General features: G+C 63.0%; 11 protein-coding genes and 5 pseudogenes. 8 read left to right on the forward strand and 8 right to left on the reverse strand.

Going from position 1 to position 11,624, the window contains the following annotated elements; translation table 11 throughout:
- Window positions 1-110 precede the first annotated feature (110 nt).
- From CXQ81_RS30895 to CXQ81_RS30920, 6 genes are read left to right on the forward strand one after another with little or no spacing between them, the layout of a single operon-like run.
- A complete protein-coding gene (locus CXQ81_RS30895; RefSeq protein ID WP_007921181.1) occupies window positions 111-1,250 on the forward strand; it encodes a homoserine O-acetyltransferase in 1,140 nt (379 codons plus the stop codon).
- 7 nt (window positions 1,251-1,257) lie between these two features.
- Window positions 1,258-1,878 carry a methionine biosynthesis protein MetW gene (metW, locus tag CXQ81_RS30900; RefSeq protein WP_007921185.1) on the forward strand — a complete coding sequence of 207 codons (621 nt, stop codon included), beginning with the start codon at window positions 1,258-1,260 and terminating at the stop codon, window positions 1,876-1,878.
- A gap of 24 nt (window positions 1,879-1,902) precedes the next feature.
- Window positions 1,903-2,337, forward strand: a complete 435-nt coding sequence (locus tag CXQ81_RS30905; RefSeq protein WP_007921193.1) for a DUF4426 domain-containing protein — start codon at window positions 1,903-1,905, stop codon at window positions 2,335-2,337.
- Entirely contained in the window at window positions 2,334-2,930 is a 597-nt protein-coding gene (gene rdgB / locus CXQ81_RS30910) for an RdgB/HAM1 family non-canonical purine NTP pyrophosphatase (RefSeq protein WP_101336193.1), read from the forward strand. Before CXQ81_RS30905 ends, rdgB begins: the two co-directional genes overlap by 4 nt.
- Window positions 2,927-4,129 carry a radical SAM family heme chaperone HemW gene (gene hemW / locus CXQ81_RS30915; protein ID WP_101336194.1) on the forward strand — a complete coding sequence of 401 codons (1,203 nt, stop codon included), beginning with the start codon at window positions 2,927-2,929 and terminating at the stop codon, window positions 4,127-4,129. The genes rdgB and hemW overlap by 4 nt, the downstream gene beginning before the upstream one ends.
- Window positions 4,130-4,151: 22 nt before the next feature.
- Window positions 4,152-4,475 carry a DUF3392 domain-containing protein gene (locus CXQ81_RS30920; protein ID WP_007921199.1) on the forward strand — a complete coding sequence of 108 codons (324 nt, stop codon included), beginning with the start codon at window positions 4,152-4,154 and terminating at the stop codon, window positions 4,473-4,475.
- 121 nt (window positions 4,476-4,596) lie between these two features.
- Here the strand turns inward: CXQ81_RS30920 and trmB are convergent, their stop codons facing one another.
- The 4 genes and pseudogenes from trmB to CXQ81_RS30940 all read right to left on the reverse strand — a co-directional run bounded on the left by trmB (window position 4,597) and on the right by CXQ81_RS30940 (window position 6,777).
- The gene (trmB, locus tag CXQ81_RS30925; protein ID WP_016704842.1) at window positions 4,597-5,322 is read right to left on the reverse strand and encodes a tRNA (guanosine(46)-N7)-methyltransferase TrmB; all 726 of its coding nucleotides are present in this window, start codon (window positions 5,320-5,322) and stop codon (window positions 4,597-4,599) included.
- A 9-nt stretch (window positions 5,323-5,331) separates the two neighbouring features.
- Window positions 5,332-6,126, reverse strand: a complete 795-nt coding sequence (locus CXQ81_RS30930) for a thiazole synthase (RefSeq protein WP_007921204.1) — start codon at window positions 6,124-6,126, stop codon at window positions 5,332-5,334.
- A 67-nt stretch (window positions 6,127-6,193) separates the two neighbouring features.
- Entirely contained in the window at window positions 6,194-6,394 is a 201-nt protein-coding gene (gene thiS / locus CXQ81_RS30935) for a sulfur carrier protein ThiS (RefSeq protein WP_007921206.1), read from the reverse strand.
- A 90-nt stretch (window positions 6,395-6,484) separates the two neighbouring features.
- Window positions 6,485-6,777, reverse strand: a pseudogene (locus CXQ81_RS30940) (DUF423 domain-containing protein).
- Here CXQ81_RS30940 and CXQ81_RS31605 point away from each other — a divergent pair.
- Window positions 6,736-6,894 (forward strand): hypothetical protein, encoded by a 159-nt coding sequence (locus CXQ81_RS31605; RefSeq protein ID WP_256593495.1) that lies wholly within the window; start codon window positions 6,736-6,738, stop codon window positions 6,892-6,894. The pseudogene CXQ81_RS30940 and the gene CXQ81_RS31605 sit on opposite strands and share 42 nt — an antisense overlap.
- Window positions 6,895-6,928: 34 nt before the next feature.
- Window positions 6,929-7,650, forward strand: a pseudogene (mtgA, locus tag CXQ81_RS30945) (monofunctional biosynthetic peptidoglycan transglycosylase).
- A 148-nt stretch (window positions 7,651-7,798) separates the two neighbouring features.
- On the opposite strand, the gene rpoH reads toward mtgA, so the two are convergent.
- From rpoH to ftsY, 4 genes and pseudogenes are all read right to left on the reverse strand, one after another.
- Window positions 7,799-8,653, reverse strand: a complete 855-nt coding sequence (gene rpoH, locus CXQ81_RS30950; protein ID WP_007921212.1) for an RNA polymerase sigma factor RpoH — start codon at window positions 8,651-8,653, stop codon at window positions 7,799-7,801.
- 115 nt (window positions 8,654-8,768) lie between these two features.
- Window positions 8,769-9,788 (reverse strand): annotated as a pseudogene (gene ftsX, locus CXQ81_RS30955) (permease-like cell division protein FtsX).
- Window positions 9,789-9,815: 27 nt separating this feature from the next.
- A pseudogene (gene ftsE / locus CXQ81_RS30960) lies at window positions 9,816-10,453 on the reverse strand (cell division ATP-binding protein FtsE); the annotation flags it as partial.
- Window positions 10,450-11,314, reverse strand: a pseudogene (gene ftsY, locus CXQ81_RS31870) (signal recognition particle-docking protein FtsY). The pseudogenes ftsY and ftsE, both read right to left, overlap by 4 nt.
- Between the last annotated feature and the right edge of the window lie 310 nt (window positions 11,315-11,624).

The raw sequence follows: 11,624 nt of genomic DNA on the forward strand, positions 1-11,624 counted from the left end.
AGCGGCTACAAGGTTCGTCACAGGTCGCGGGAGAATCAGCCCCGGCCTTTGCTTGCCGCTGGGGGCAGCGGTCTTTAGACTTACGCCTCATTTAAACGAGAGCAGGGTCGATGCCAACTGCCTTTCCCGCCGATTCCGTTGGTCTGGTGACGCCGCAAGTGGCGCATTTCAGCGAGCCCCTGGCCCTGGCCTGCGGCCGCTCCCTGCCAGCCTATGATCTGATCTACGAGACCTACGGCCAGCTGAACGCCACGGCGAGCAATGCCGTGCTGATCTGCCACGCCCTGTCCGGCCATCACCACGCCGCTGGCTACCACAGCCCCGACGACCGCAAGCCGGGCTGGTGGGACAGCTGCATCGGCCCGGGCAAGCCGATCGACACCAACAAGTTCTTCGTCGTCAGCCTGAACAACCTCGGCGGCTGCAACGGTTCCACCGGCCCAAGTAGCGTCAATCCGGACACCGGCAAGCCGTTCGGCGCCGATTTCCCGGTGCTGACCGTGGAAGACTGGGTGCACAGCCAGGCGCGCCTGGCCGACCGCATCGGCATCCACCAGTGGGCCGCCGTGATCGGCGGCAGCCTGGGCGGCATGCAGGCCCTGCAATGGACCATCACCTACCCGGACCGTGTGCGCCATTGCCTGGCCATCGCCTCGGCACCCAAGCTGTCGGCGCAGAACATCGCCTTCAACGAAGTGGCGCGCCAGGCCATCCTCACCGACCCCGAATTCCACGGCGGTTCGTTCCAGGAACAGGGCGTGATCCCCAAGCGCGGGCTGATGCTGGCGCGGATGGTCGGGCACATCACCTACCTGTCCGACGACTCCATGGGCGAGAAATTCGGCCGTGGCCTGAAGAGCGAAAAGCTCAACTACGACTTCCACAGCGTCGAGTTCCAGGTCGAAAGCTATCTGCGTTATCAGGGCGAGGAGTTCTCCGGGCGGTTCGACGCCAACACCTACCTGCTGATGACCAAGGCCCTGGATTACTTCGATCCGGCGGCGAACTTCGACGATAACCTGGCGAAAACCTTCGAAGGCGCCAAGGCCAAGTTCTGCGTGATGTCCTTCACCACCGACTGGCGCTTCTCCCCGGCCCGCTCGCGGGAGCTGGTGGATGCCCTGATGGCCGCGCGCAAGGACGTCAGCTACCTGGAAATCGATGCCCCACAGGGCCACGACGCCTTTCTGATTCCGATCCCGCGTTACCTGCAGGCGTTCGGCAACTACATGAACCGTATAACGCTGTGAGGACGCCATGAGAGCCGATCTGGAAATCATCCAAGAATGGATCCCCGCCGGCAGCCGCGTGCTCGACCTCGGTTGCGGCAATGGCGAACTGCTGAGCTGGCTGCGCGATCACAAGCAAGTCACCGGCTATGGCCTGGAAAACGACCCGGACAACATCGCCGAGTGCGTGGCCAAGGGCATCAACGTCATCGAGCAGGACCTGGACAAGGGCCTGGGCAACTTCGCCAGCAACAGCTTCGATATCGTGGTCATGACCCAGGCCCTGCAGGCCGTGCACTACCCGGATCGGATCCTCGACGAAATGCTGCGGGTCGGCCGCCAGTGCATCATCACCTTCCCCAACTTCGGCCACTGGCGCTGCCGCTGGTACCTGGCCAGCAAGGGACGGATGCCGGTCTCCGAATTCCTGCCGTACACCTGGTACAACACGCCGAACATCCACTTCTGCACGTTCGAGGACTTTGAAGAGCTTTGCCGCGAACGTGAAGCCAAGGTCATCGATCGCCTTGCGGTGGATCAACAGCACCGGCACGGGTGGGCCAGTAAGCTATGGCCTAATCTGTTAGGTGAGATCGGCATCTACCGCGTCAGCAGCCCCGGCCTGCAGGATCACCAGATCGCGGTATAAACCAGGTTCAAAAGGAGAACGATCATGGGTCGCTTGGTTACTTTTCTATTGGCAGCGTGCCTGAGCGCATCGGCGATGGCCGCCGAGCCCATCAAGGGCGAGCGCCAGGAAGTGTTCGGTGACGTGACCGTGCACTACAACACCTTCAACTCCACCTTCCTGCAACCGGATATCGCCAAGGCTGCGGAGCTGGTGCGCAGCAAGAACCAGGGCGTGATCAACGTTTCCGTGCTCAAGGCCGGCAAACCGCTGGTCGCCCAGGTCACCGGGACTGTCAAGGACCTGACCAGCCAGTCGGTGCCGCTGAAATTCAAGCAGGTCACCGAACAGGGCGCGATCTACTACATCGCCCAGTACCCGGTGGAACAGCAGGAAACCCGCACCTTCGAAATCAAGGTGCAGACCGGTGACGCGATCAACACCATCAACTTCAACCAAGAGCTTTTCCCCGGCGAATGATGACTTTTACCCAACTCGTACTGGCCAGCCATAACGCCGGCAAGCTCAAGGAACTCCAGGCCATGCTCGGCGACTCGGTGCACCTGCGCTCGATCGGCGAGTTCAGCAGCGTCGAACCGGAAGAAACCGGCCTGTCGTTCATCGAGAACGCCATCCTCAAGGCCCGCAACGCTTCGCGCATTTCCGGCCTGCCGGCGCTGGCGGACGATTCCGGCCTGGCGGTGGACTTCCTCGGCGGCGCGCCGGGCATCTACTCGGCGCGCTACGCCGACGGCCAGGGCGACGCGGCGAACAACGCCAAGCTGCTGGACGCCCTGAAGGACGTTCCCGAGGCCGAGCGCGGCGCGCAGTTCGTCTGCGTCCTGGCGCTGGTGCGACATGCCGAGGATCCGCTGCCGATCCTCTGCGAAGGCCTGTGGCACGGGCGCATCCTCACGGCCGCCAGCGGCGAACACGGTTTCGGCTACGACCCGCTGTTCTGGGTGCCGGAGCGCAACTGCTCCAGCGCCGAGCTGGACCCGATCCAAAAGAACCAACTCAGCCATCGCGCCCGCGCCATGGCCATTCTGCGGCAACGCCTGAGCCTGCAATGACCATTGATTCGTCCGCGCCACCGCTGATTCTCGGCGGTGCGCAAACGCCCCGGGCGGCCCTGCCCCAGCTGCCGCCCCTGGCGCTGTACATCCACATCCCGTGGTGTGTACGCAAATGCCCTTACTGCGACTTCAACTCCCACGCCGCCAGCCCGGTGCTGCCGGAAGAAGAGTACGTCGACGCCCTGCTGGCCGACCTCGACCAGGACCTGGCCGCCGTCTACGGCCGCGAGCTGAGTTCGATCTTCTTCGGCGGCGGTACACCGAGCCTGTTCAGCGCCCAGGTCCTGGGCCGGTTGCTCAAAGGCGTGGAGCAACGCATCCCGTTCGCCCGCGACATCGAGATCACTCTGGAAGCCAACCCCGGGACCTTCGAACAGGAGAAGTTCACCGCCTATCGCGCCCTGGGCATCAATCGCCTGTCGATCGGCATCCAGAGTTTCCAGGAAGACAAGCTCAAGGCCCTGGGCCGCATCCACAATGGCGACGAAGCCGTGCGCGCCGCCGGCATGGCGCGCCAGGCCGGGTTCGACAACTTCAACCTGGACCTGATGCACGGCCTGCCCGACCAGTCCCTGGACGACGCCCTGGGCGACCTGCGCCAGGCCATCGCCATGAAGCCGACCCACCTGTCCTGGTACCAGTTGACCCTGGAACCCAATACGGTGTTCTGGAACCAGCCGCCGACGCTGCCGGAAGACGACACCCTGTGGGACATCCAGGAAGCCGGTCAGGCGCTTTTGGCCGAGCACGGCTACGCCCAGTACGAAGTCTCGGCCTATGCCCAGCCCGGTCGGGCGGCCCGGCACAACCTCAATTACTGGAGCTTCGGCGACTTCATCGGCATCGGCGCCGGGGCACACGGCAAGCTCAGCCATCCGGACGGGCGCATCGTGCGCACCTGGAAGACCCGCCTGCCCAAGGACTACCTCAACCCGGCGAAACACTTCAAGGCCGGCGAAAAGGACCTGAGCAACGAAGAGCTGCCGTTCGAGTTCCTGATGAACGCCCTGCGCCTGACCGAAGGCGTCGAGGCGCGGCTGTATCCGGAGCGTACCGGGCTGCCCCTGGAAAGCCTCGCCGAAGGTCGCCGCGACGCCGAACAAAGCGGCCTGTTACAGGTCGAACCGTCACGCCTGGCCGCCACCCCGCGCGGCCAGCTGTTCCTCAATGACTTGCTGCAGAAATTTCTGAGCTGATTTCAGCCCTAAGGGAAAACGAATGGATTTGATACTCGACCTGCTCGCTACCGTGTCCCGCTGGAGTCGCAGCAACCTTTCAGAAATCTCCCTGGCCCTCGTCGGCTGCCTGTTGGTGCTGTTCGGCGCCGATATCAAGGGCTGGGTCGAAGCACGCCTGGGCGGCCTCGCCGGCGCCCTGCGCGTACCGATGATGGCGCTGCTGTGCATGATCGGCAGCGGTGCCGCGCTGATCTACGCCACGCCATGGATCGTCCGCGGCCTGAGCCAGTTCAACAACTACAGCCTGGCGCCGGTGCTGCTGGTGGTGCTGGTGTTGATCGGCGTCGTCGCCGACCGCCGATAAACCACGCCCCGTAGGAGCGAAGCTTGCTCGCGATAGCGGACTTCGCAGCGCCGCTATCTTTCAGCCTGGCAGCTGATTGCGAGCAATCGAGCATCGAACGGATGCTCCTACACAGCAGGGCTTACGCCAGCTTTTCGAACTTCAGATCCCACACCCCATGGCCCAGGCGCTCGCCGCGGCGCTCGAACTTGGTGATCGGGCGTTCGGCCGGGCGTGGCACGCACTTGCCGTCTTCGGCCAGGTTGCGGTAACCCGGTGCGACATTCATCACTTCCAGCATGTACTCGGCGTAAGGCTCCCAGTCGGTGGCCATATGCAGGATGCCGCCGACCTTCAGCTTGCTGCGCACCAGCTCGGCGAAGGACGCCTGGACGATACGCCGCTTGTGGTGACGGCTCTTGTGCCACGGATCGGGGAAAAACAGCATCAGGCGATCCAGGCTGTTATCGGCGATGCAGCGGTTGAGCACCTCGATCGCATCGCAATCGTAGACCCGCAGGTTGGTCAGGCCCTGGGTCAGTACGCCGTTGAGCAACGCGCCGACACCCGGACGGTGCACTTCCACACCAATGAAATCCTGCTCCGGCGCGGCCGCGGCCATTTCCAGCAGCGAGTGGCCCATGCCGAAGCCGATTTCCAGGGAGCGTGGCGCCGAGCGGCCAAACACCTGATCGAAATCCACCGGCGCGTCGGCCAGCGGCAGCACATACAGCGGCGCGCCCTGCTCCAGGCCGCGCTGCTGGCCTTCGGTCATGCGCCCGGCGCGCATCACGAAACTCTTGATGCGGCGGTGTTGGCGCTCGTCGCCGGCTTCCGGCTGGATTGGCGTGTCGTTTGATTCAGTCATCAATGGCTCTTACTTGATCAGACCATCCAGCGGCGAGGAGGCGCTGGCATAGAGTTTCTTCGGCATGCGGCCGGCGAGGTACGCCAGGCGGCCTGCCACAATGGCGTGCTTCATGGCTTCGGCCATCAGCACCGGTTGTTGCGCATGGGCGATGGCCGAGTTCATCAGCACCGCTTCGCAACCCAGTTCCATGGCGATGGTAGCGTCGGAGGCAGTGCCGACACCGGCATCCACCAGCACCGGGACCTTGGCTTCTTCGAGGATGATCTGCAGGTTGTACGGGTTGCAGATCCCCAGGCCGGTACCGATCAGGCCGGCCAGCGGCATGACCGCGATGCAGCCCATTTCCGCCAGTTGGCGAGCGATGATCGGGTCATCGCTGGTGTACACCATCACGTCGAAACCTTCCTTGACCAGCACTTCGGCGGCCTTGAGGGTTTCCAGCACGTTGGGAAACAGGGTTTTCTGGTCGGCCAGCACTTCCAGCTTCACCAGATTGTGACCGTCGAGCAGCTCACGGGCCAGGCGGCAGGTGCGCACGGCCTCGACCGCGTCATAGCAGCCAGCGGTGTTCGGCAGGATGGTGTAGCGATCCGGCGGCAGGATATCCAGCAGGTTCGGTTCGCCCGGGTTCTGCCCGATATTGGTCCGGCGCACGGCGACGGTGACGATCTCGGCCCCCGAGGCTTCGATGGCCAGGCGGGTTTCTTCCATGTCACGGTACTTGCCGGTGCCTACCAGCAAACGCGACTGGTAAGTACGACCGGCCAGGACGAAAGGCTTGTCGCTACGAACGTTGCTCATCGGAAATCCTCTGTTGGGGTGAGGTTCTTGCAGAATGCGTGGGTGGGGCCAGCCCTGGCCCGGGTGGCTAGCCGCCGCCGATGGCGTGTACCACTTCGACCTGATCGCCCTCGTTGAGGGTGGTCTCGGCGTGCTGGCTGCGCGGGACGATATCCAGGTTGAGTTCGACCGCGATCCGGCGTCCGGTCAGGTCCAGACGGGTCAGCAGGGCCGCAACGGTTTCGCCGTCGGGCAGTTCAAAGGATTCGCCGTTCAACTGAATGCGCATGCCGAATGCCGCCATCATTTTTAGGGGCCAGCATTCTAGCCCGATCAGTCTGGCCGACCCAAGCCATTCGTCTCGAAATGGACCTGCCGGTCAGCTCAACCGCCAGGCGGCAAGACCCAGGCACAACCATCCGACCAGGAAGGCCAGACCACCGAAGGGAGTGACTATGCCCAGCTTGCTGAAACCGGTCAGGGTCAGCAGGTAGAGGCTGCCGGAAAACAGCAGGATGCCGATGGCGAACGAAGCGCCGGCCCAGGTCGCCAGGCGGCCGGGAATCTGCGTGGCCAGCAGCGCCACCCCAGCAGCGCCAGAGTGTGCACCAGCTGGTAGGTGACGCCGGTATGGAAAATCGCCAGGTATTCCGCGCTCAGGCGATTTTTCAGGCCGTGGGCGGCAAATGCGCCCAGGGCAACGCCGGTAAAGCCGAAAAAGGCGGCCAGCATCAGGAAGCCACGCAGCATGAGGAACTCCAGTCAGAATCGTCGGTCGGGCCTGTATAATGGCGCGCTCAACGGGTTCGGCCAAGCCATCTCTATGCTGCGTTTATTTTTCCGTCGTTTATCTAAAGCCCTGTTCTGGTTCGCCGTCGGCAGCGTTTTGCTGGTGCTGGTGTTCCGCGTCGTGCCGCCTCCGGGCACGGCCTTGATGGTCGAACGCAAGATCGAATCCTGGATCGATGGTGAGCCCATCGACCTGCAACGCAGCTGGAAACCCTGGACGAAATCTCCGACGACCTGAAGGTGGCGGTGATCGCCGGCGAAGACCAGAAGTTCCCTGAACACTGGGGGTTCGACATTGGCGCGATCCAGGCCGCCTTCGCCCACAACGAGCGCGGCGGCTCGATTCGCGGCGCCAGCACCCTGAGCCAGCAGGTGGCGAAGAACCTGTTCCTGTGGTCCGGGCGCAGTTGGCTGCGCAAAGGGCTGGAAGCCTGGTTCACCGGGCTGATCGAGATCTTCTGGCCCAAGCAACGGATTCTCGAGGTCTACCTCAACAGCGTCGAGTGGGACGAAGGCGTATTTGGCGCCGAGGCCGCGGCGCGGCACCACTTCGGTGTCAGCGCGGGCTCGCTGTCGCGGCAACAGGCCAGCCTGCTGGCTGCGGTCCTGCCCAACCCTCGGGTATGGAGCGCCAGCCATCCGAGCGGCTACGTGGCACAACGGGCCGGTTGGATCCGCCGACAGATGAGCCAGTTGGGTGGCGACAGCTACCTGCTGGGCCTGAACGATTCGCGCAAGGCGCTGTGGGCGCAGTGACGCCCAGGATCTGATCGCGCCACAGGCCCGCGTCTTCCTCTGTAGGAGCGAAGCTTGCTCGCGATAACGTCCCCACAGACACCACCGCGCCAACGCCACAAACAAAAACGCCCCGATCGAATCGGGGCGTTTTTTATTGCGTGGTGTATTACGCGGCAATCGATAGCTTGAGCTTGTTCATCGCGCTCTTCTCGAGCTGACGGATACGCTCGGCCGACACGTTGTACTTCTGCGCCAGGTCGTGCAGCGTGGCTTTCTCTTCCGCCAGCCAGCGCTGGTAGAGGATGTCGCGGCTGCGGTCGTCCAGCACTTCCAGCGCCTCGTGCAGGTTGCTGGTGGAGTTGTCGGTCCAGTCGGCGTCTTCCAGCTGACGGGCCGGATCGTACCGGTGGTCTTCCAGGTAGTTGGCCGGCGATTGGAAGGCGCTGTCGTCATCCGCTTCGGCGGCTGGGTCGAAGGCCATGTCATGGCCGGTCAGGCGGCTTTCCATCTCGCGCACTTCGCGCGGCTCCACACCGAGGCTTTCCGCCACACGATGGACTTCTTCGTTGTTCAACCAGGCCAGACGCTTCTTCTGGCTGCGCAGGTTGAAGAACAGCTTGCGCTGGGCCTTGGTGGTCGCGACTTTCACGATGCGCCAGTTGCGCAGGATGAACTCGTGGATTTCCGCCTTGATCCAGTGCACGGCGAACGAAACCAGACGCACACCCATTTCCGGGTTGAAGCGTTTTACAGCCTTCATCAGCCCGACATTGCCTTCCTGAATCAGGTCGGCCTGGGCCAGACCGTAGCCGGAATAGCTACGGGCGATATGTACGACAAAACGCAGGTGGGCGAGCACCATCTGCCGAGCCGCCTCAAGATCCTGCTCATAGTAGAGACTCTCGGCCAGTTCACGCTCCTGCTCGGGCGTCAGCAATGGAATGCTGTTCACCGTGTGCACATAGGCCTCCAGGTTCGCACCCGGGACCAAGGCATAAGCAGGTTGCAAAGAAGTGGTCATACGAAAAAACCTCCGACTCACATAACTCGTGCTTATTCAGCACTGCTGAAAATTGACCGGAAACCGCAAAACAAGTTCCCAAAAATTCTAAAAGGTCAATACAAGCAAAAAGACACTATTTCGGCGCCAGCTCCCGCAAGTGGCGGGCGACCGCAATCCACGCACCGATATACCCCAACAACACCGCGCCAAGCAAGAGTGATAGACCATCGGCGACCGGCACGCCAGCCAAGGCAAAATCACTGCCGTACAAACCGGCCAGCCCCACCACCGCGTCGTTCAGCCAGTCGAGGCCGAACGCCAGAACACCCCAGGACAGAATCCCCGCACCGAAGCCATACAGGGCGCCCATATAAAGGAAGGGACGCCGCACATAACTGTCCGTGCCGCCGACGAGTTTAATCACTTCTATCTCGGTGCGGCGGTTTTCAATATGAAGACGAATGGTATTGCCTATCACCAAAAGTAATGCAGAAACCAGCAACACCGTCAGACCGAAGACAAACCGGTCGCCCAGCTTGAGGATCGCCGCCAGCCGCTCGACCCACACAGGTCCAGTTGCGCCTGTTGCACCTTGGGCATTTCTGCCAGGCGCTGACGCAAGCTTCCAGGGTTGCCTTGTCCACTTCGTTCGGCGTGACCAGAACCACGCCCGGCAGCGGGTTCTGCGGCAACTCCTTGAGCGCCTCGCCCAGCCCGGACTGCTGCTGGAACTCGTCCAGGGCCTTGTCCTTGCTGATGAACTCGGCATCCGCCACGCCCGGCATGGCCTTGATCTGCTCACTCAGGCTTTCGCCCTCGGTGGCGCTGGCGTCGAGCTCCAGGTACAGGGAAATCTGCGCCGCGCGCTGCCAGGAACCGCCCAGGCGCTCGACGTTGTTGAGCAACAACGACAAGCCCATCGGCAGGCTCAGGGCCACGGCCATCACCAGGCAGGTGAAGAAGCTGCCGATCGGTTGCTTGCCCAGGCGACGCAGGCTGTCCAGCAGGCTGGCGCGATGACTTTCGATCCAGGCGTGCAGCAGGGTGCCGAAATCCGGACCGTCGTCTTCGTCGCGCTTTTTCTTCTGCGGCGGCTGGTCGAGGCTTTCGGAGCCACGCGTTCGGCCACTTTGGGGCTGCGGGTCGCACTCATACGCCAGCCTCCCGTCGCCGATCAATCGCCGCGTTGCAGGGTCAACATGCGGTGACGCATGCGCGCGATCAGCGCCAGGTCGTGACTGGCGATCAGCACGCTGTGCCCAGACGGTTGATATCTTCGAATACGCCCATGATTTCCGCCGCCAGACGCGGGTCGAGGTTACCTGTGGGTTCGTCCGCCAGCAGCAAGGCCGGGCGGTGCACGATGGCGCGGGCAATGCCGACGCGCTGCTGCTGACCGGTGGACAGGTCGCCCGGGTAGAGATCGGTCTTGTCCGAGAGCGCCACGCGCTCCAGGGCCGAGTCCACGCGCTTGGCGATTTCAGCCTTGGACAGGCCGAGGATCTGCAGCGGCAAGGCGACGTTGTTGAAAACGGTGCGATCGAACAGCAGTTGGTGGTTCTGGAACACCACGCCGATCTGCCGCCGCAGGAACGGAATCTGCGCATTGCTGATGGTGCTCAGGTCCTGACCGGCCAACAGCAGCTTGCCGCTGGTTGGGCGCTCCATGGCCAGCAGCAACCGCAGCAGCGTGGACTTGCCGGCGCCGGAGTGGCCGGTGACGAACAGAAACTCGCCGCGACGAACCCGGAAACTCAGCTCGTGCAGGCCGACATGGCCATTCGAGTAACGCTTACCGACCTGTTCGAAACGAATCATGAACGCTCCCGCTCGGCAAACAGTGCCTGGACAAAGGGTTCGGCTTCAAAGGTACGCAGGTCGTCGATGCCCTCACCGACGCCGATGTAGCGGATCGGCAGGCCGAACTGCTTGGCCAGGGCGAAGATCACCCCGCCCTTGGCGGTGCCATCGAGCTTGGTCAGGCCAGGCCGGTCAGCTCGACCGTCTGGTTGAACTGCTTGGCCTGGTTGATGGCGTTCTGGCCAGTACCGGCGTCGAGCAACCAGCAGCACTTCGTGCGGCGCGTCGGCGTCCAGCTTGCCGATTACCCGGCGAACCTTCTTCAGCTCTTCCATCAGGTTGTCTTTGGTGTGCAGGCGACCAGCCGTGTCGGCGATCAGCACATCGATGCCACGAGCCTTGGCAGCCTGCACGGCGTCGAAGATCACCGAAGCCGAATCGGCGCCAGTGTGCTGGGCGATGACCGGGATCTTGTTGCGCTCGCCCCAGACCTGCAGCTGTTCCACCGCCGCGGCGCGGAAGGTATCGCCCGCGGAGCATGACCTTCTTGCCTTCGAGCTGCAGCTTCTTGGCCAGCTTGCCGATGGTGGTGGTCTTGCCGGCGCCGTTGACGCCCACCACCAGAATCACGAACGGCTTGGTTTGCGAAGCGATCCGCAGCGGCTGCTCCACCGGCTTGAGCATGCTCGCCAGTTCGGCCTGCAGCGACTTGTACAGCGCATCGACGTCGGTCAGTTGTTTGCGCGCGACCTTCTGGGTCAGGTTCTGAATGATCACCGCGGTGGCTTCCACGCCCACGTCGGCGGTCAGCAGGCGGGTTTCGATATCTTCCAGCAGTTCGTCGTCGATGGTCTTCTTGCCCAGGAACAGGCTGGCCATGCCTTCGCCGATGCTGGCGCTGGTCTTGGACAGGCCCTGCTTGAGGCGGGCGAAGAAGCCGACCTTGTTTTCCTCGGCACGGGGCGGCTCAGCGACAGCGGGCGCTTCGACCGCCGCAACTGGAGCAACTGGAGCAACTGGAGCAACTGGAGCAACGACAACCGGGGCAGGCTCCGGTTCTGGTACAGGTTCGGGCTTCACGAAAGCCGCGATCACCGGTTGTGGCACATCCTCTTCTTCAATCTGCGCCTGGGCTTCAGCTGGCTCGCTGCTGTGTGCCAACTCGGCCACCAACAGCTCGGCGGCTTGC

Origin of the sequence: Pseudomonas sp. 09C 129, from assembly GCF_002843625.1 — a bacterium.
GTDB lineage: Bacteria > Pseudomonadota > Gammaproteobacteria > Pseudomonadales > Pseudomonadaceae > Aquipseudomonas > Aquipseudomonas chlororaphis.